Below are 16,834 nucleotides of genomic sequence, written 5' to 3' on the forward strand. Positions count from 1 at the left end.
GGTGGTCAGAGCTGCTCGACGATGCCCACAGCGGTGGTCGAACCGGCGGGCGGCGGCTCGGAAGGGGCCGGGCGGGCGGGGGAATCCCGCCCGGCCCTGTCCGGATGCGGTGCCGGCCGGCTGACGTGCCGTCGGCACCGCGCGGCGCGCTGTCCTCGCGCCGTGGTCAGCCGCCGAAGGCGGCCCGGTTCTCCCGCACCCACTGGGCGAAGGTGCGGGCCGGCTTGCCCGTGACCTTCTCCACCGTCGGCAGCACGGTGTAGCCGGCCTCCGGCGGGTTGGTGCGCATCATGATGAAGAACTCGATGTCCTCGTCCGAGTAGCCCTGCTCGCGCCACTGGCCGACGATCTCGTCCCGGGACAGCTCGACGTAGCGCACCTCACGGCCGAGGACCTCGGCGATGATGCGGACCTTGTCCGGCGGGGTCAGCGCCTCGGGGCCGGTGAGCCAGTACTCCTGGCCCGCGTGGCCGTCCGCGGTCAGGGCGACGGCGGCGACCGCCGCGATGTCCGCTTCGTGCACCATCGCGCTCTTGGCCTCGGGGAACGCCTCGCGGACCACGCCCTCGGTGGTGACGGACTCGGCCCATTCCAGCGCGTTGGACATGAACTCCACCGGCGAGAGGTGGGTCCACTCCAGGCCGCTGGCCTCGACCGCCTCTTCCAGCGGGCTCTTCTCCACGTCGCCCTTGAGCACCGTCACCCGCCGCACCCCGGCCTTGCGCGCCAGTTCGGCGATCTCCACACCGTTGGTCAGCGGGGAGAAGTCCTCGCCGTTGAAGCTGATCAGGTGCGCGGCGGTCACGCCGTCGAAGGCCTGGGCCAGGCTGGCGGTGTCCGCCAGGTTCCCGGCGACGGCCTGCGCGCCGGCCGGGAGGTCGGCCTTCTGCGGGTTGCGGGTGAGCGCGCGCACCTGGTGTCCCGAGGCGACCAGCTGCTCCACGAGAGGACGTCCGACGTTGCCGGTGGCACCTGCTACAAGAATGGTCATGGGGGGTCTCCTTCCGTCTGGGAGCGACGTTAGGAGCATTCGCGGTCACCTATTGACCGCCATTGATGTCAAACTCTCGCCATGTTGGAAACCTCGGCCCGGCTGCTGCGTCTGCTCGGGCTGCTGCAGACACAACGTGACTGGTCGGGGCAGGAACTGTCCGACCGGCTGGGCGTCAGCGCGCGCACCATCCGGCGCGACGTGGACAAGCTGCGCGCCCTGGGCTACCCGATCAACGCCATCGGCGGGGTGGGCGGTGGTTACCAGCTGGGTGCCGGCGCCTCGCTGCCGCCCCTGCTGCTCGACGATGAGGAAGCGGTCGCCGTGGCGGTGGGGCTGCGGACGGCGGCGTCGGGCGCGGTCACGGGCATCGCGGAGACGTCCGTCAGGGCGCTGGCGAAGCTCGACCAGGTGCTGCCGTCCCGGCTGCGCCATCAGATCAACACGCTCGGCGCCGCCATGGTCACCATGCCCACCCCAGGGCGCACCATCGACGCGTCGGCGCTGAGCGCGATCGCCTCGGCCGTGCGGGATCGCGAACGGCTCCGGTTCGACTACGTCTCCTACGACGGGGAGCGCTCGGTGCGCGACGTGGAGCCGTACCGGCTGGTGCACGACGCGCGGCGCTGGTACCTCTTCGCGTGGGACACCCAGCGCTCGGACTGGCGCAGGTTCCGGGTCGACCGGCTGGAGCTCAAGGTGCCGACCGGGCCCCGCTTCAGCCCGCGGGCGCTGCCGACCGAGGACCTGGTGAGCTATCTGTCGACGGGGCGCACCACCGCCCAGTACCGCTACCGGGCCGTGCTGACGATGCGCGGCTCGGCGACGGAGGTGGCCGACGAGGTGCCCACGACCCTGGGCACGGTGGAGCCCATCGACGACGAGTCGTGTCTGCTGCGCATCGGATCGGACAGCCTGGACCACCTGGCCGTGTGGGTGGCCGCGTTCGGGTTCGACTTCGTGGTGCACGAGCCGGACGAGCTGGTGGAGCGGCTGCGGACGCTCACCGGCCGGCTGTACCGGGCGGCCTGGCCGGAGAGCGACGAGTGGGCCGGCAGCGTCCGTGACCCGGCGGCCGGGGGGCGGCCCGCGTGAGGGGGTCCCTCACGCGGCCGCCCTCGGTCAGGCGCGGGCCGGCACCGCAGCGGTGACCCGGGCGCGTTCCGCCACCGCACCCTCCGCCTCTCGCAGCGAGACGGCCGCCTTCTCGTGGTCGGCCGGGTCCTGGGAGGTGAACGGGGCCACCGTGTGCGAGGCGGTGATGATCTCCAGGTCGTAGCCGAGGACCTGGCCGAGCACGGTCCGCAGGTACGGCGCGCAGTGGTCCATCGCGTGGTCCGGGGAGGCGGGGCCGTAGTCGCCGCCGTAGGCCAGGACCACGGTGGCCGGGCGGCCCGCGAGCGGGTTGACGGACGGGTCGAAGGGCAGGGTGCGGCCCATCAGCAGGGACTGGTCGAACCACGCCTTGAGGTGGGAGGGGATGGTCCAGTTGTGCATGGGCGCGCTGATCAGCAGCGCGTCCGCGGACAGGACCTCCTCGACGAGTTCGTCGTGCAGCGCGGCCGCGGTGCGCTGGGCGTCGGTCTCGGGGGCGTTGAGGAGGGTGTGGACCCCGTCGGCGTCCAGGTGCGGCAGGGGGGTCGCCACCAGGTCCCGGTGGGTGACGTCGCCGTCGGGCAGTTCCTTGGCCCAGGTCTCCCGGAAGACGCCGGCGAGCCGGCGCGAGACGGAGTAGGGCGAGGGCGAGGAGTCGATGTGCAACAGGCGGGCCACGGGCCACCTCTCATGAGGATCGGTGAGCGCCCGGGTCCGGCGCTCGGCTGGACGCATGGTCCGGTGCCGCGCTCGAACCCGGTCGGAGCGCTGCTTGCGCCCCGTCCACGTCACTGGCGCACGCCGACGAACAGCCCACGGCCTGAGAGCACCCCTGGTACGTACTCGGGCCGCAGTCCGGCCAGTTCGAAGGCGTGCTCGTACTGGTCGCGGGTGAAGAGCATCGCCCGGTGGACCTCGGTGACGTGCCGGACGCCGCCGTCGGGCGAGGCGATCAGGTAGTGGACGCTCATCCGGGAGGCGTCGCCGTCCCGGACGGTGTGCGCGACCCGGGCGATGGTGGTGCCGTCCGAGTCGATGACGTCACTGGAGACCCAGCGATCGACGTAGGTCTCGGGGAACCACCACGGTTCGACGGCCACCACTCCCCCGGGTACGACGTGCCGGGCGAAGCACCGCAGGGACTGGTGCAGTTCGTCCAGGGAGCCGACGTAGCCGATGGAGGCGAACAGGCAGGTGACGGCGTCGAAGGTGCGGCCCAGGTCGAAGGAGCGCATGTCACCGGTGTGCAGCGGGACCCCGGGCAGGTCGGCCCGGGCGATCTCCAGCATGGGTTCCGACAGGTCGATGCCCTCGGCGTGCCCGATGAGTTCGCCGAACGGCCCGAGGTGCCCGCCGGTGCCGCAGGCGACGTCGAGCACGCTGGAGGCCCCGGGCAGCCGCTCGCGGACCTGTTCGGCTACGAGTTCCGCCTCCGCGGCGTAGTCCTTGCCCCGTGCGGTGTGCTGCGCGTGGTAGATCTTGGCCGAGTCGGCGCCGTACATGATTCCTCCGTGGCCGGGCGGTGAGGTGTCCTTCTGACTCCCGGCAGACTCCCCGCTCCCCGTCGAGCGCCGCTGGAACCCGGCCGGGGCTTGAGCGAGTCGCGATCGAGACGGTCCACGATGCCCACGGCACGCCGTTCCCGGAGGTGGGACAGGACCGCACGGGCACCGACCGGGCGACGGCACAGGCAGCGGAAGGAAGGACACCATGTCCGCGAACGGCACGGTCGTCGTCCTGGGCGGTACGGGTTTCCTCGGGCGGCATGTGTGCGCCGCCCTCCACGAGCGGGGCGTCGAGGTCGTGTCCGTGGCCCGCGGGGCACCGGCCGGTCTCCCGCCCTGGCGCTTCCTCGCCCTCGACCTGGTCAGCGCGCCTTCGGGCGAACTGGCCCGGGTGCTGGGCGGGACCGGGGCCGGCGTGGTGGTCAACGCCGTCGGCAGCATCTGGGGGCGGCGGGACGACCAGATGTGGGAGGCGGCCGCGGTCCCGACGCTGCGTCTGCTGGACGCCCTCGCCCTGCTGCCCGCACGTCCGCGGCTGGTGCATCTCGGTTCGGTGCTGGAGTACGGCCGGATGCGGGAGGGCAGTTCCACGGCCGCGGTCACCGAGGCCCGGCCGACCAGTGCGTACGGCCGGGCGAAACTGGCCGCGACCCGGGCCGTGCTGGACCGGTTCCACACCGGGGAACTGACCGGGATGGTGCTGCGGATCAGCAACATCGCCGGGCCGGGCAGCCCGGACGTGAGCCTGCTCGGGCAGGTCGCCGGGCAGCTCCTGGCGGCCCGGGGCGGTCCGGCGGTGATCCGGCTCGACCCGTTGCTGGCGCACCGCGACTACGTCGATGTCCGCGATGCCGCCGAGGCCGTGGTGGCGGCCGCGCTGTCGCCGCGCTCCGGGGAACTGGTCGACATCGGCAGCGGCGAGAGCACCTCCGTGCGGGCGCTGGTCGACCTGCTGATCGAGCGGAGCGGGCTGCCCGCCGTCGTGGAGGAGCACAGCGGGACCGGGAGACAGCATTCCACCGAGACCTGGTCGTGCGTGGACACCGGTCCCGCGTGGCGGGCGCTCGGCTGGCGGCCGCGCAGGCCGCTGACCGAGGCGGTGGAGGCCTATTGGCGTGAGTTCACCGAGCGACGAGACGTCGCGACGCGAAAAGGAGAGCCGTCGGCATGACGACTTATGTGTGGGACTACCTGCCGGAGTACGAGGCGGAGCGCGAGGATCTGCTGGACGCCGTCGAGACGGTGTTCCGTTCCGGCAGGCTGGTCCTCGGCCCGAGTGTGGCGGGCTTCGAGGAGGAGTTCGCCGCCTACCACGGCAGCGCCCACTGCACGGGCGTGGACAACGGCACCAACGCGGTGAAGCTCGGCCTGCAGGCGCTGGGTGTGGGCCCGGGTGACGAGGTGATCACCGTGTCGAACACGGCGGCACCGACGGTGGTGGCCATCGACGGCGCGGGCGCCACGCCCGTCTTCGTGGACATCCGCGAGTCCGACTTCCTGATGGACACCGACCAGGTCGCCGCGGCCGTCACCCCGCGCACCAAGGCCCTGCTGCCCGTGCACCTGTACGGGCAGTGCGTGGACATGGCGCCGCTGCGGGCGATCGCCGAGCGTCACGGTCTGGCGATCCTGGAGGACTGCGCGCAGGCGCACGGTGCCCGGCATCACGGTGAACTCGCCGGTTCGCTGGGGGACGCGGCCGCGTTCTCCTTCTATCCGACCAAGGTGCTGGGCGCGTACGGCGACGGCGGGGCGGTGCTCACCTCCGACCCGGACATCGACGCGGCGCTGCGGCGGCTGCGTTACTACGGCATGGAGAAGACGTACTACGTGGTGCAGACGCCCGGGCACAACAGCCGCCTGGACGAAGTGCAGGCCGAGATCCTGCGCCGCAAGCTGCGCCGCCTGGACGCCTACGTCGCGGGCCGCCGGGCGGTGGCCGAGCGCTACCGCGAGGGGCTGGGTGATCTCGCCGGGCGCGGGCTGCTGCTGCCGTCGGTGACCGAGGGCAACGACCACGTCTACTACGTCTACGTGGTGCGCCATCCGCGCCGGGACGCGATCATCGAGCACGTCAAGCGTCACGACATCGCCCTGAACATCAGCTATCCGTGGCCGGTGCACACCAACTCCGGTTTCGCGCACCTCGGTTACGAGCGCGGCTCGCTGCCCGTGACGGAGCGGCTCGCCGACGAGATCTTCTCGCTGCCGATGTACCCGTCGCTGCCGGCCGGTCTGCAGGACAAGGTGATCTCGGCGGTGCGCGAGGCCGTGCTCAGCGTCTGAGTCGCGGCCGTGCGGCCGTGAACACGATGGTGCCCGCCCCCTTGGAGGGGGCGGGCACCATCGTGTTCGGAGGGGTCCGGTGTCAGACCAGGCCCTCGATCGCCTTGACCACCTCCGAAGGGGCGGGCAGCCCGGCGATCTCGTCGGCGAGGTCACGGGCGCGCCGCCGGTAGGAGGTGTCGGACAGCATCTTGGAGATGTCCGCGGCCACTTCCTCGGGCGGCTCCTGGTGCGAGGGCAGGGTGAGCGTCGCGCCGAACTCGTCGACCGGGCGCAGGGGGATCGCCGAGGCCAGGATCTCGGGGAGGACGAGCTGCGGCACCCCGGCGCTCAGCAGGGTCATCACGGTGACGCCGCCGCCGTGGTGGACCGCGAGGTCGAGGGTCGGCGCGATCACGTCGAGGGGGACGAATCCGGCCTTGATCTCCGGGTAGGCCTCGCGGATCTGCCCGGCGAGCGGCTCGCCCGTGGCGACGACGACCTCGATGTCGCCGGCGTTGAGGAGCGGGTTGTCGAGCAGCGGCCGGAAGAAGTCCATGCCGAGCGCGGGGATGAAGGCGCTGCGCGAGCCGGAGGTGATGAGCACGCGGGGGCGGTCGCCCTTGGCGTACATCCAGGGCTCCAGCGGTATCTGGGGGTTGCCGGCGGTCCAGCGCATGGCCTGGGCGGGTTCGGCGTGGCCGGGCCGCACACTGGGCGGGGTGATGTCGACGAAGAGGGTCGCGTCGGGGATCGCGTCGAGTCCGAACTGCTCCAGTTCCGGGCGCAGTTCGTCGGTGGCGCCCTGCCAGTCGACGTCGGTACGGTCGTAGATGGCCCAGGTGTGGCGGACGAGGGGCACGCCCAGTTTGTGGGCGACGAGCGGGCCGGCGAGATTGTACTCGCCGCCGATCACCACGTCCGGCCGCCACGCCTCGGCGAGTTCGAGGGTGCCCGCGAGGCCGGCTGCGGACAGCCGGGCGAAGCCGCGTCCCGCGAAGTCCATCTCGTGGGCCTCGCCCGTGGGCATGGGCAGCCAGTTGCCCTGCCGGTCCTTGAGCATGGCGTCGGCCATACCCATGGCGGTCACGCCGCGGGCGGGCAGACCGAGACCGGTGATGAGGTCGAGGTTCTCCTCGGGGGCGGCCACGATGACCTCGTGGCCGGCCGTGCGGGCCGCGGAGGCGAGCGGCACGCTGGCGTGCACGGGCGCGGCACCTCCCCCGGCGACGAACAGGAATCGCATGCTTCTCCTTCGGATCGTCCGGGGGCCGCCGGCCGCGGCTGATGCCGTGGCCGGCGGCCCGCCGTTCACTGGCTCACGGCCTTCTTGTAGCGCTGGACGGCCAGCGGCACGAAGATCGCGAGAATCAGCGCCACCCACAGGAACGCGGCGAGGACCGGGTTCTGCAAGGGCCACACTTCGGGTTCGGGCCGGCCCTCCGGGATGTTCCCGAACAACTGCCGGCAGGCCTCGACCACGGCCGAGACGGGGTTCCAGTCCGCCACCACGCGCAGGACGGTGGGCAGTCCCTCGCTGGGCACGAACGAGTTGGAGATGAAGGTGAGCGGCAGCAGCACCATGAGCATGGCGTTGCCGAGCACCTCGGGAGACTTCGCCGTCAGACCGATGGCCGCGGTGATCCAGGAGGCGGCGTAGGCGAAGAGGAACAGCAGCAGGAAGGCGATCGCCGCGTCGACGACGCCGCCCCGGATCCGCCATCCCATCAACAGGCCGGTCAGCGACATCAGCACGATGACCAGCAGGTTGTTCACCGCGTCGCCGTTGGTGCGGCCGACCAGCACCGCCGACTGCGAGATGGGCAGGGAGCGGAAGCGGTCGATCAGTCCGAGCTTCATGTCGTGGGCGATGCCGACGCCGGTGTTCGTGGCGGTGAGCAGCATCGTCTGGGTGAGGATGCCGATCACCATGAACTCGCGGTAGTTGGAGCCGTACACGTCGATCGCGCTGCCGAAGACGAAGCCGAACAGCAGGGCGAAGGCGATCGGTGCGGCGCTGGCGAAGACCACGATGTCGGGGTTGCGCAGGTTCTTGATGACGTTGCGCTTGGTGAGGGTGACGCCGTCCTCGACGGCCTGGCTCAGGGCGCTCACTTCACTTCCTCCTTCGCACGGCCGGTGGCCTGTTGTCCGGCCGGCGGCCGTTCGGTGAGGGCGAGGAACACCTCGTCCATGCTGGGCCTGCGCAGCGTGGTTCCCACCAGGCGGACCTGTGAACGGTCCAGCAGCCGCACGCTGTTGACGAGGGCCTCGGGTCCGTCGGAGACGGGCACGATGACCCGGTTGTTCTCCTCGTCGACCGAGGTCTCGCCGCCCTGGGCGATCTCGCGCAGCAGGGTGCGGGCCTCCTCCGCGTCCGAGGCGCTGCCCACGGTGATCTCCAGGCGCTCCCCGCCCACCCGGTCCTTCAGTTCGTCGGGGGTGCCCTCGGCGATGACCTTGCCCTGGTCCATCACGGTGATCCGGTCGGCCAGTTGGTCGGCCTCCTCCAGGTACTGGGTGGTGAGCAGCAGCGTGCTGCCGCCCCGCACCAGCTCGGCGATGACGTCCCACATGGCCATCCGGCTGCGTACGTCCAGGCCGGTCGTGGGTTCGTCGAGGAACAGGACCTGGGGTTTGGAGACCACCGCGCAGGCCAGGTCGACCCGGCGGCGCATACCGCCCGAGTAGCCCTTGACCGGCCGGTCGGCGTCCTTGGTCAGGCCGAACCGCTCCAGCAGTTCGTCGGCCCGCTGCCTGCTCGCCGTGGCGCCCAGGTGGTACAGCCTGGCCACCATCCGCAGGTTCTCCCGGGCCGTCAGGTCCTCGTCCACGGCGGCGTACTGGCCGGACAGGCCGATGATCCGGCGCAGTTCGGCCGCCTTGGTCAGTACGTCGAGGCCGGCCACCGTGGCCCGGCCCGCGTCCGGCCGGAGCAGGGTCGACAGCACCCGCACCGTCGTGGTCTTGCCCGAGCCGTTGGGGCCCAGCAGTCCGTGGACCGTGCCCTCCCGCACTGTCAGATCGAATCCGTCCAGTGCCTTGTTGGGGCCGAAACTTCTCCTCAGCCCCTCGGCGACGATCGCGTTCGTCATTGCTCCTCCCTCACCCGCGTGGCGCGAGCTCGCATTGGTGCCCCGACGGCTCCGCCAAGGCGCTCACACCGTAGGACCGATCGCGGACAGCTTTTGTCCGCCGTAGCCGGGTGCCACGGGAAACTGTCGTCTTCCGCGGGATCGAGCGGTTCACATTCTCCGCTCAGCGCACTGGACAGCTAGTTGAATAACGCCGGATCCGCGGGCGGGTGGAGGAGGGTTACGCGTTAACGCGCCATCCGCTCATGCGCACCGGAGGATTTCGGCCGAGGCAAACAGAAGGTAATGCAACGATCAAGCAGAAATCCTGGTTCCGATCCGCTCCGCGGACGGCAGAAACCCGGAAATGGCCACCCCGCCGGAAAGCGCGTACCGCCCCTCCTCTCAGGGTGACGGGAACAGGCCACGGTTCCACCGGGAGAGCGCCTGCTGCCGTCCGGACGCGCGGGCGGTGGCCGCCGGTCGAGGCGCAATCCAGGCGGTCCATAGCGCGGAGCCCCACGGTGTCGGCACGCGTCATGGGCGCACGGGCTGTACAACGCCCTGCCGTCCGTGGCCGGTTCCGTCCACCTCCTGTCGCACCAACGGTCCGTCACGGACCAGAAACGGATGACTGACCATGAGCCGGAGTCTCGGTGCCCTCACCCTCGTGGGCGCGCTCGCCCTCGTGCCCCTTCTCCCGTCGGCCGCGGGAGCCGCCGAGGCCCCCGCGGCGCCGCCCGTCGCCGCATCCGCGCAGCTCAAAGCGGCTCCCGTGGGCGTGTGGAACGGTACGGTGAGCTTCCCGAACGGGCAGATCGAGGCGCGGGTGTCGTTCCGGGCGAACGGCACGCTGTGCCTGATCGCCCCGCCCCCCGGGCCCGACGGGGGCATCGAGGGGCAGGGGACCTGGCACACCACCGGCCGCAACACCTTCACCTTCACGGTGAAGGAACGGTTCTTCGACGGCGCGGGGAACACCACCGGTTACCTGCGTGCCACCCACCGGGCCACCCTGCGCGGCGACCGCATCACAACGGTGGGCGAGGGCGCGTTCCTGGACGCGGCCGGACATGAGGAGGACTCCTTCCCCGTCACGTCCCAGATGCGCCGCGAGAGCCGCAAGGACGCCTGCTGAACCGTCCGGCCCGCATCGGTCAGGCCGCCGCCGGCCGGTCCCGGAGCAGTGTCCGGGACCGGGTGCGCAGCCGGCCGTCCACGCGGACCAGGACGTCCGTCACGGCGTAGGTCGACTCGAACCGGACCTGGCCTTCCTTGTCCGTCAGCGTCACGAGCGACCCGTACGCCACGGTCAGCGCGCCGTCGTCGCCCTGCTCGATCCGGTAGTTGTCGTTCCAGTGCCGGACCACGACCTCCCGGTACCGGGGCAGGGCGGCGCGGGCGTGCTCCAGCAACGCGCCCCTGCCCTCCAGTTTCTGTCCCCGGTGCACGTGGTGCGTCACGCCGTCCTCGGTGAACGTGTCGGCGTAGCCCTCGAGGTCCAGCGAGTCCAGCAGGGCCATCTGCCCCGCGTAGAACCGCAGCACCTCCACGTAGAGATCGGTGCTCACCGCTGCCATCCGTTGCCCCCCATCCTGGTCATCAGATGTCCCGTCCCCGCCGGTTCGCCGACGGGAACGCCGCTCGTCTCCTCGTCACAGCCCGCTCCGGGCACCACCGCGGCCGGAACGGCGTCGGCGCGCACCGGCCGCCGGACCCCCGGCGGCGCCTCCAGATCGAGCTCGGAGCGCAGCACGGCCCGCTGCAGCCGCTGCAGCCGGACCGACGGCTCCACGCCCAGTTCCCGGTTCAGGGTCTGGCGCAGGTTGCGGAACACTTCCAGCGCCTGCGACTGCCGCCCGGCCCGGTAGAGCGAGACCATGTGGTGGGCGCAGAGGTTCTCGTGCATCGGGTGCTTGGCCGTCAGCACGGTGAGTTCGCTGAGCACGGCGTTGTGCCGGCCGAGCCGTATGTCCGCTCCGATCCTGTTGTCCAGGGCGATGAGCCTGCTCTCCTCGAGCCTGGCCACCTCGATGCTCAGCGGCATGCCCACCCGCACGTCGGCGAGCGCGTGCCCCTGCCACTGGTCCAGGGCCCTGCCCAGGTGACGCGAGGCGGCCTCGTAGTCGCCGCGCTCGATGGCCTGGTTGCCCGCGTCCACCAGCTGTTCGTAGACCCATACGTCGACGTCCTCGGCCGCGACGTCGAGCAGATAACCGTCGAAGCGGGTGACGAGGACGTCCTTGGCACGGGTCGGGGCCCCGGCCGGCAGGGCCGAGTCGATCAGCCTGCGCAGCTGGAGTATGTAGGTCTGCAGTGTGGTCCGTACGCTCATCGGCGGGCGGTCGCCCCAGAGTTCCTCGATGAGCGCGGGCACCGAGACGATGCGTCCGGCACTCAGAGCCAGCATGGCCAGAACTTGACGAGGCTTCGCGGCGGTTGGTGTCACCGATCGGCCGTTTAAGGTAGCGTTCAGCTCTCCCAGAAGACGTATGCTCACTAATTCCCCCAGTAAAGTGCAGCTCCACGGATGGTTAGACCGCGGGACGGTGCCGAGCACTTGCACGTTTGGCCACGTCCTGGCTCGAGGTGCTGTATGTGATGGGTCAGGCAACCCCCCTGGTCATTACCTGCGGCAGCGACGACCGTCAGCCTATGTACGCCCTGTCAGCCGGTCAACCAATCGACCTCGGCGAACAATGCGCCATCGACGATCGGATTCCTTCCTAAAACAGTGCTGGAATATTCATCAGCCAACTCGAATCTGACTCGATCGAGGTTGCCGCCCAGCGTCAGACTTGACATGTTCGGACCAAAATCGGAGGGCCCGCCCCCCGGTTCTTCCAGGTGCGGGCCCCGCGCCGTTCGTCGGCGCGCTCAGTAATTCCCCAGCCCCCCGCAGACATTGAGCGCCTGCGCGGTGATCGACGCGGCCGAGTCCGTCACCAAGTAGCCGACCAGTCCCGCCACTTCCTCCGGTGTCGCGTAACGGCCCAGCGGGATCTTGGCGTTGAACCGGTCGAGGACCTCCTGCTCGGTGATGCCCCAGTGGGCCGCGTAGCCCTGCCGCACCCGGACCGCCATGGGGGTCTCCACGTAGCCGGGGCACACCGCGTTCACCGTGATGCCGCGCTGGGCCAGTTCGAAGCCCACGGACTTCGTGAAGCCCACGACACCGTGCTTGGACGCCGTGTACGGAGCCGCGTACATGACGCCCTGCTTGCCCGCGGTCGAGGCGATGTTGACGATACGCCCCCACCCGGCCTCCAGCATGCCGCCGGCCCGCAGCACCTCCTTGGTCACCCGGAACACACTGGTCAGGTTGGTCTCCAGCACGTCCAGCCAGAGGTCCTCGTCGAGGTCGGCGATCTCCCCGCCACCGCCGCGTCCGGCGTTGTTGACGAGGATGTCGATCCGGCCGAACCGGTCGGTGGCGGCCGCCACCGCGGCGCCGATCTGCTCGCGCGAGGTGACGTCACAGGACATGCCGTCCGCCACGCAGCCGGCGTCGCGCAGTTCCTCCACGACCTCGGCGACCTTCTTGCCCTCGCGCGCACAGCCGAAGACGGCGATGCCCTGGCGGGCCATCGTGCGGGCCGTGGCGAGCCCGATCCCGCTGCTGACGCCCGTGATGAAGGCGGTTCGCGCACCGGTCATGTTCTCTCTCCTACTCGTCAGCACGTCAGCTCGTCGGCTTGGGCCCGACGGCTCGTCATGGACCGCCGGTCAGGCGGCGCAGTGCGGCAGGCCGCCGTTGAATTCGGCCATCTCCCGCAGCGAGGCGGCGACATCGAGGCGCTCCCCGGGGGCGAGCCCGTCGAGCTCCGCGTAGGCGCGGTGCAGATTGCCCACCAGGCGCTCGGCGTCGACGAGCGCGGCGAACGGCCCTGGGTCGGCGTGCCTGGCCGTCTCCAGGACGGTCCTGCCCTCCCGTCTGCCGTCCTCGGCCAGCCGGCGCAGCCACCGCAGATACGCCTCGGTGGCGTCGAGGACCTCCGGGCCACCGGCCGGGCCATGGCCCGGTACGACGATCCGCGGCCCCAGCGCGCGCAGTTCGGCCAGGGCCCGCAGGGAGCCCTCGACGGATCCCATCAGGACGTACGGGGTGACACCCGACCAGGCGACGTCCCCGGTGAAGAGCACGCCTCGCCGGGGCACCCAGGCGACCACGTCGCTCGCCGTGTGAGCGGGCCCCACCGTGGACAGCTCCACGGTCACCTCGCCCAGCCGCAGGGTGAGCCGGTCGGTGAACGTCGTGTCGGGCAGGGTGAGTTCGGGCTCGCCCCAGTCGACGTCCGGCCAGATGCCGCACAGAGCGAGCCCCGCCTCCGACATGTCGGAGCGGGTCAGCTCGTGGGCGATGACGGTGGCCCGCGGCGCGAACTGGTCGTTGCCGAAGACGTGGTCGCCGTGGAAGTGGGTGTTGACCACGGCGTCCGGACCGCCGGGGACGACGCGTTCCACGGCCTCGCGCAGGCGTCGCGCTCGCGCGCGGGTGGCCGCCGTGTCGATCAGCACCGCCTGCCCGCCCGCCGCGATCAGCCCCGCGTTGTTCACGCACCAGCCGCCGGGCAACTGTTCGTAGATGTGGACGCCTTCGGCCAGCTCGCGCAGTGCCGGGGGCGCTGCCGTCCCGGCGGCCACCGTCAGACCACCTCCGAGAAGCGCTGCAGCGTCTCACCCGGGCTCGGCCCGTCCAGCGCCTGGAAGATGCGCTCCGCGTCGGGACCGTGCTTGTCCAGCCGGACGTGGGCGAGCTCGACCCGGGTGCGGCCGGGCCCGGCCGGGGTGAAGACGACCTCGATCTCGCTGGCCCGCTCGTCGTCCGGCACCGACTGCCACCGGCCGTCCACCCGCCAGGTCAGACGCAGCCCGTGCGGGGGATTCCACTCGAGGACGGTGCCCCAGTCGATCTCGTTGCCCTCCACGTCCCACTCGTAGTAACGGCCGCCAGCCTTCGGCTCCATGGCCAGACCGGCCCGGGGCTTGGACAGCAGCACGTGCGAGGGCGGCCACCAGTCCGCCATTCGCTCGGTGAACACCTCGAAGCAGCGCCGGGGGTCGGCCTCGACCTCGACCCACTTGCGCACATCGGGAACGGAACCGTGCGGCATGAACTCTTCCTTCCGCCGGGTGCAGGAGTGTGCCGCCACCGTCATCGGGCCGCCTCGACCTCGTGTGGAGCACGGCTCGAACCCCCGGGCCGGCACACCCGCGCGTGGCGCGTTCCAACGCCACTGGACCGTGAGTCGAGGACCGCGGCGCAGGCTGGCGGGCGCGCACGGTCCGTCCGTCCCGAGTGGTGCCGCGAGCGGCACGAGTGACACCGGCCCGCGCCATCCGACTCACGCACCGCGAAGGAGCCCCATGGCCCGAAGGGCAGTCATCACCGGAATCGGCGTCGTCGCGCCGGGAGGGATCGGAACCGAACCCTTCTGGCGGCTCCTCGTCGAGGGCAGGACGGCGACCCGTACGATCACGCAGTTCGACGCGAGCGGGCACCGCTGCCGCGTCGCGGCCGAGTGCGACTTCGATCCGCTCGCGCTCGGACTGACCCCGCAGGAGGTACGCCGCACCGACCGGGTCTCCCAGCTCGCCATGGTGGCGGCCGGCGAGGCCCTGGCCGACAGCGGTCTGGAGATCGACGGTGCGCTCGCCGAGCGCACCGGGGTGGCCCTCGGCAGCGCGGTGGGCGGCACCACCACCATGGAGCGGGAGTACTCCGTGCTCTCCGAGGGCGGCCGGAACTGGGTCGTGGACCCGTCGTTCGCGGTGCCTCACCTGTACGACTACTTCCTGCCCAGTTCCATCGCCTCCGAGGTCGCCCGCACCACGGGCGCGCTCGGGCCCGCGTCGGTGGTGTCCACCGGCTGCACCTCCGGCATCGACTCGGTGGGCTACGCGGCGGAGCTGATCCGGGACGGCGAGGCCGACGTGATGGTCACCGGCGCGACCGACGCGCCGATCTCGCCCATCACCGTGACCTGCTTCGACGTCATCCGGGCCACGTCCGCGCGCAACGACGACCCGGCGACCGCGTGCCGCCCCTTCGACCGGACCCGCACGGGCCTGATCCTGGGCGAGGGGTCGGCCGTGCTGATCCTGGAGGAACTGGAGCACGCCCGGCGGCGCGGGGCGACGGTCTACGCGGAGGTGTCCGGCTACGCCGCGCGCTGCAACGCGTACCACATGACCGGGCTGACGGCGGAGGGCCGGGAGATGTCCGCGGCCATCGACCTCGCCCTGGCGGACGCGCGGGTCGATCCCGGAGCGGTCGACTACGTCAACGCCCACGGCTCCGGCACCAAGCAGAACGACCGCCATGAGACGGCCGCCGTGAAGCGCAGCCTCGGACAGCACGCTTACGACACGCCGATGAGCGGCATCAAGTCCATGATCGGCCACTCGCTCGGCGCGATCGGATCGCTGGAGATCGCCGCGTGTGCCCTGTCCATGAAGCACGGCGTGGTCGTCCCCACGGCGAACCTGCACGAGCCGGATCCCGAGTGCGACCTGGACTACGTGCCGAACACCGCCCGGGAGAAGCGGCTGGACGCGGTGCTCACGGTGGGCAGTGGTTTCGGAGGTTTCCAGAGCGCGATGGTGCTCACGAGTCTGGAGCGGACCGCAGCATGACCAAAGATGTCGTTGTCACGGGTGCGGACACGGTCGCACCGAACGGAGTCGGCCTGGAGACCTACTGGGCCGCCGCCCTCAAGGGTGTTTCGGCGATCCAGCCCATCAGCCGGTTCGATGCCACCGGCTATCCGGTGCGGCTGGCCGCCGAGATACCGCCGTCCGACGCGGAGAGCGCCTTCCCCAGGAAGCTGCTGCCGCAGACCGACCGGCTCACCCAGCTGGCCATGATGTGCGCGGACAGCGCACTGGCCGCCGCCGAGATCGCCCCCGCGGAGCTTCCCGAGTTCGGCGCGGGGGTGGCCGTCTCCAGTGCCAGCGGCGGCCTGGAGTTCGGGCAGCGGCAGCTCCAGCAGCTGTGGGGCACCGGGTGGGAGTCGGTCAGTCCCTACATGTCGTTCGCCTGGTACTACGCCGTCAACACCGGGCAGATCTCCATCCGCAACGCCCTGCGCGGGCCCAGTGGTGTGGTCGTCTCGGAGCAGGCCGGCGGCCTGGACTCGATCGCCTTCGCCCGCAGGCGGGTGCGCCGCGGGACGCCGGTCATGCTCGCCGGCGGCTTCGACAGCGTGCTGTGCCCGTACGGCGTCTCGACCGTGTCCGTGGCCACCGGAGTGAGCCGCGGGACCGACCCCGAGCGGGCCTTCCTGCCCTTCCACTCCTCGTCCTCCGGGTTCGTGCCCGGGGAGGGCGGGGCCGTCATGGTGCTGGAGTCCCGTGCGTCCGCCGCCGAGCGCGGCGCGACCGTGCTGGGCTCGGTGGCCGGCCACGCCGCGGCCTTCGACCCGGACCCCTCGGGCTCCGGCGGCGACGGGCTGGCGCGGGCGGCCCGCGGTGCGCTGGCCGATGCCGGTCTGCCGGCCGGGGCCGTCGACGTGGTGTTCGCCGACGCCGCCGGCAGCCCGGAGCTCGATCGGGCCGAGGCCGACGCCCTGACCGGGCTGTTCGGGGCCGGTGGAGTCCCGGTGAGCACGCCCAAGGCGCTGGTGGGCCGGCTGATGTCCGGGGGTTCGGCCCTCGACGCTGTCACGGCCCTGCTCAGCCTGCGCGACGGACTCGTCCCGCCCGTGCCCGGCGTCGCGCCGGACGAGGTGGATCCACGAGTCGACCTGGTGGTCGGGGAGCCCCGCGGCGGGGAGTTCCGCACGGCACTGGTACTGGCACGGGGCCACGGGGGCTTCGCCTCGGCGATGGTGCTGACGGCGCCCTGAGCGCGCACAGGCCCAGGGGGCCCGGCTCGTACGAGCCGGGCCCCCTGGGCCTGTCTA

At 71.4% G+C, this 16,834-nt stretch carries 18 protein-coding genes; 6 read left to right on the forward strand and 12 right to left on the reverse strand.

Annotated features, from left to right (window positions below; all coding sequences use genetic code 11):
* Nucleotides 1–166: 166 nt before the first annotated feature.
* Nucleotides 167–991, reverse strand: a complete 825-nt coding sequence (locus HNR57_RS23430) for an SDR family oxidoreductase (RefSeq protein WP_184562513.1) — start codon at nucleotides 989–991, stop codon at nucleotides 167–169.
* 81 nt (nucleotides 992–1,072) lie between these two features.
* On the opposite strand from HNR57_RS23430, the gene HNR57_RS23435 reads away from it, so the two are divergent.
* On the forward strand, nucleotides 1,073–2,086 hold the full coding sequence (locus tag HNR57_RS23435) for a helix-turn-helix transcriptional regulator (protein WP_184562515.1): 1,014 nt from the start codon (nucleotides 1,073–1,075) through the stop codon (nucleotides 2,084–2,086).
* Between the two features lie 27 nt (nucleotides 2,087–2,113).
* Here HNR57_RS23435 and HNR57_RS23440 read toward each other — a convergent pair whose 3' ends face one another.
* Nucleotides 2,114–2,764 (reverse strand): FMN-dependent NADH-azoreductase, encoded by a 651-nt coding sequence (locus HNR57_RS23440; protein WP_184562517.1) that lies wholly within the window; start codon nucleotides 2,762–2,764, stop codon nucleotides 2,114–2,116.
* Nucleotides 2,765–2,874: 110 nt separating this feature from the next.
* The gene (locus tag HNR57_RS23445) at nucleotides 2,875–3,588 is read right to left on the reverse strand and encodes a class I SAM-dependent DNA methyltransferase (RefSeq protein WP_184562519.1); all 714 of its coding nucleotides are present in this window, start codon (nucleotides 3,586–3,588) and stop codon (nucleotides 2,875–2,877) included.
* 208 nt (nucleotides 3,589–3,796) lie between these two features.
* Here HNR57_RS23445 and HNR57_RS23450 point away from each other — a divergent pair, with 208 nt between their 5' ends.
* The gene (locus tag HNR57_RS23450) at nucleotides 3,797–4,762 is read left to right on the forward strand and encodes an NAD-dependent epimerase/dehydratase family protein (protein WP_184562521.1); all 966 of its coding nucleotides are present in this window, start codon (nucleotides 3,797–3,799) and stop codon (nucleotides 4,760–4,762) included.
* Nucleotides 4,759–5,877 (forward strand): DegT/DnrJ/EryC1/StrS family aminotransferase, encoded by a 1,119-nt coding sequence (locus HNR57_RS23455; protein ID WP_184562523.1) that lies wholly within the window; start codon nucleotides 4,759–4,761, stop codon nucleotides 5,875–5,877. Before HNR57_RS23450 ends, HNR57_RS23455 begins: the two co-directional genes overlap by 4 nt.
* Before the next feature lie 82 nt (nucleotides 5,878–5,959).
* Here the strand turns inward: HNR57_RS23455 and HNR57_RS23460 are convergent, their stop codons facing one another.
* The 3 genes from HNR57_RS23460 to HNR57_RS23470 all read right to left on the reverse strand — a co-directional run bounded on the left by HNR57_RS23460 (nucleotide 5,960) and on the right by HNR57_RS23470 (nucleotide 8,951).
* Nucleotides 5,960–7,102, reverse strand: coding sequence for a glycosyltransferase (locus HNR57_RS23460; protein ID WP_184562525.1), 1,143 nt, complete (start codon nucleotides 7,100–7,102; stop codon nucleotides 5,960–5,962).
* A gap of 65 nt (nucleotides 7,103–7,167) precedes the next feature.
* Nucleotides 7,168–7,971, reverse strand: a complete 804-nt coding sequence (locus tag HNR57_RS23465; protein WP_184562527.1) for an ABC transporter permease — start codon at nucleotides 7,969–7,971, stop codon at nucleotides 7,168–7,170.
* Nucleotides 7,968–8,951 (reverse strand): efflux ABC transporter ATPase subunit, DrrA-related, encoded by a 984-nt coding sequence (locus HNR57_RS23470; protein ID WP_184562529.1) that lies wholly within the window; start codon nucleotides 8,949–8,951, stop codon nucleotides 7,968–7,970. The genes HNR57_RS23465 and HNR57_RS23470 overlap by 4 nt, the downstream gene beginning before the upstream one ends.
* Nucleotides 8,952–9,570: 619 nt before the next feature.
* On the opposite strand from HNR57_RS23470, the gene HNR57_RS23475 reads away from it, so the two are divergent.
* Nucleotides 9,571–10,068, forward strand: coding sequence for a hypothetical protein (locus tag HNR57_RS23475; protein WP_184562531.1), 498 nt, complete (start codon nucleotides 9,571–9,573; stop codon nucleotides 10,066–10,068).
* Between the two features lie 19 nt (nucleotides 10,069–10,087).
* Here HNR57_RS23475 and HNR57_RS23480 read toward each other — a convergent pair whose 3' ends face one another.
* The 6 genes from HNR57_RS23480 to HNR57_RS23505 form a co-directional block, all read right to left on the reverse strand.
* Nucleotides 10,088–10,501, reverse strand: a complete 414-nt coding sequence (locus tag HNR57_RS23480) for a nuclear transport factor 2 family protein (protein WP_221342909.1) — start codon at nucleotides 10,499–10,501, stop codon at nucleotides 10,088–10,090.
* Nucleotides 10,498–11,340, reverse strand: coding sequence for an AfsR/SARP family transcriptional regulator (locus HNR57_RS23485; protein WP_221342910.1), 843 nt, complete (start codon nucleotides 11,338–11,340; stop codon nucleotides 10,498–10,500). Before HNR57_RS23485 ends, HNR57_RS23480 begins: the two co-directional genes overlap by 4 nt.
* A 257-nt stretch (nucleotides 11,341–11,597) precedes the next feature.
* Nucleotides 11,598–11,735 carry a hypothetical protein gene (locus tag HNR57_RS23490; RefSeq protein WP_184562537.1) on the reverse strand — a complete coding sequence of 46 codons (138 nt, stop codon included), beginning with the start codon at nucleotides 11,733–11,735 and terminating at the stop codon, nucleotides 11,598–11,600.
* Nucleotides 11,736–11,807: 72 nt separating this feature from the next.
* The gene (locus tag HNR57_RS23495) at nucleotides 11,808–12,587 is read right to left on the reverse strand and encodes an SDR family NAD(P)-dependent oxidoreductase (RefSeq protein ID WP_184562539.1); all 780 of its coding nucleotides are present in this window, start codon (nucleotides 12,585–12,587) and stop codon (nucleotides 11,808–11,810) included.
* A 69-nt stretch (nucleotides 12,588–12,656) separates the two neighbouring features.
* Nucleotides 12,657–13,574 carry an MBL fold metallo-hydrolase gene (locus HNR57_RS23500; protein ID WP_313674504.1) on the reverse strand — a complete coding sequence of 306 codons (918 nt, stop codon included), beginning with the start codon at nucleotides 13,572–13,574 and terminating at the stop codon, nucleotides 12,657–12,659.
* 2 nt (nucleotides 13,575–13,576) lie between these two features.
* On the reverse strand, nucleotides 13,577–14,044 hold the full coding sequence (locus HNR57_RS23505) for an SRPBCC domain-containing protein (RefSeq protein WP_184562541.1): 468 nt from the start codon (nucleotides 14,042–14,044) through the stop codon (nucleotides 13,577–13,579).
* Nucleotides 14,045–14,297: 253 nt separating this feature from the next.
* On the opposite strand from HNR57_RS23505, the gene HNR57_RS23510 reads away from it, so the two are divergent.
* Both HNR57_RS23510 and HNR57_RS23515 read left to right on the forward strand, forming a co-directional pair.
* Complete coding sequence (locus tag HNR57_RS23510; protein WP_184562543.1) at nucleotides 14,298–15,566, forward strand: beta-ketoacyl-[acyl-carrier-protein] synthase family protein; 1,269 nt, start codon at nucleotides 14,298–14,300, stop codon at nucleotides 15,564–15,566.
* Entirely contained in the window at nucleotides 15,563–16,777 is a 1,215-nt protein-coding gene (locus HNR57_RS23515; RefSeq protein ID WP_184562544.1) for a beta-ketoacyl synthase N-terminal-like domain-containing protein, read from the forward strand. The genes HNR57_RS23510 and HNR57_RS23515 overlap by 4 nt, the downstream gene beginning before the upstream one ends.
* Nucleotides 16,778–16,834 lie beyond the last annotated feature (57 nt).

The organism is Streptomyces paradoxus, assembly GCF_014202475.1.
GTDB lineage: Bacteria > Actinomycetota > Actinomycetes > Streptomycetales > Streptomycetaceae > Streptomyces > Streptomyces paradoxus.

Excerpts from the sequence above, each read along its gene's own strand:
- HNR57_RS23470 (WP_184562529.1), bottom strand. The coding sequence starts at position 8,951 with ATGACGAACGCGATCGTCGCCGAGGGGCTGAGGAGAAGTTTCGGCCCC.
- HNR57_RS23475 (WP_184562531.1), top strand. The coding sequence starts at position 9,571 with ATGAGCCGGAGTCTCGGTGCCCTCACCCTCGTGGGCGCGCTCGCCCTC.
- HNR57_RS23430 (WP_184562513.1), bottom strand. The coding sequence starts at position 991 with ATGACCATTCTTGTAGCAGGTGCCACCGGCAACGTCGGACGTCCTCTC.
- HNR57_RS23505 (WP_184562541.1), bottom strand. The coding sequence starts at position 14,044 with ATGCCGCACGGTTCCGTTCCCGATGTGCGCAAGTGGGTCGAGGTCGAG.
- HNR57_RS23450 (WP_184562521.1), top strand. The coding sequence starts at position 3,797 with ATGTCCGCGAACGGCACGGTCGTCGTCCTGGGCGGTACGGGTTTCCTC.
- HNR57_RS23435 (WP_184562515.1), top strand. The coding sequence starts at position 1,073 with ATGTTGGAAACCTCGGCCCGGCTGCTGCGTCTGCTCGGGCTGCTGCAG.
- HNR57_RS23460 (WP_184562525.1), bottom strand. The coding sequence starts at position 7,102 with ATGCGATTCCTGTTCGTCGCCGGGGGAGGTGCCGCGCCCGTGCACGCC.
- HNR57_RS23490 (WP_184562537.1), bottom strand. The coding sequence starts at position 11,735 with ATGTCAAGTCTGACGCTGGGCGGCAACCTCGATCGAGTCAGATTCGAG.
- HNR57_RS23445 (WP_184562519.1), bottom strand. The coding sequence starts at position 3,588 with ATGTACGGCGCCGACTCGGCCAAGATCTACCACGCGCAGCACACCGCA.
- HNR57_RS23455 (WP_184562523.1), top strand. The coding sequence starts at position 4,759 with ATGACGACTTATGTGTGGGACTACCTGCCGGAGTACGAGGCGGAGCGC.
- HNR57_RS23510 (WP_184562543.1), top strand. The coding sequence starts at position 14,298 with ATGGCCCGAAGGGCAGTCATCACCGGAATCGGCGTCGTCGCGCCGGGA.
- HNR57_RS23495 (WP_184562539.1), bottom strand. The coding sequence starts at position 12,587 with ATGACCGGTGCGCGAACCGCCTTCATCACGGGCGTCAGCAGCGGGATC.
- HNR57_RS23515 (WP_184562544.1), top strand. The coding sequence starts at position 15,563 with ATGACCAAAGATGTCGTTGTCACGGGTGCGGACACGGTCGCACCGAAC.
- HNR57_RS23485 (WP_221342910.1), bottom strand. The coding sequence starts at position 11,340 with ATGCTGGCTCTGAGTGCCGGACGCATCGTCTCGGTGCCCGCGCTCATC.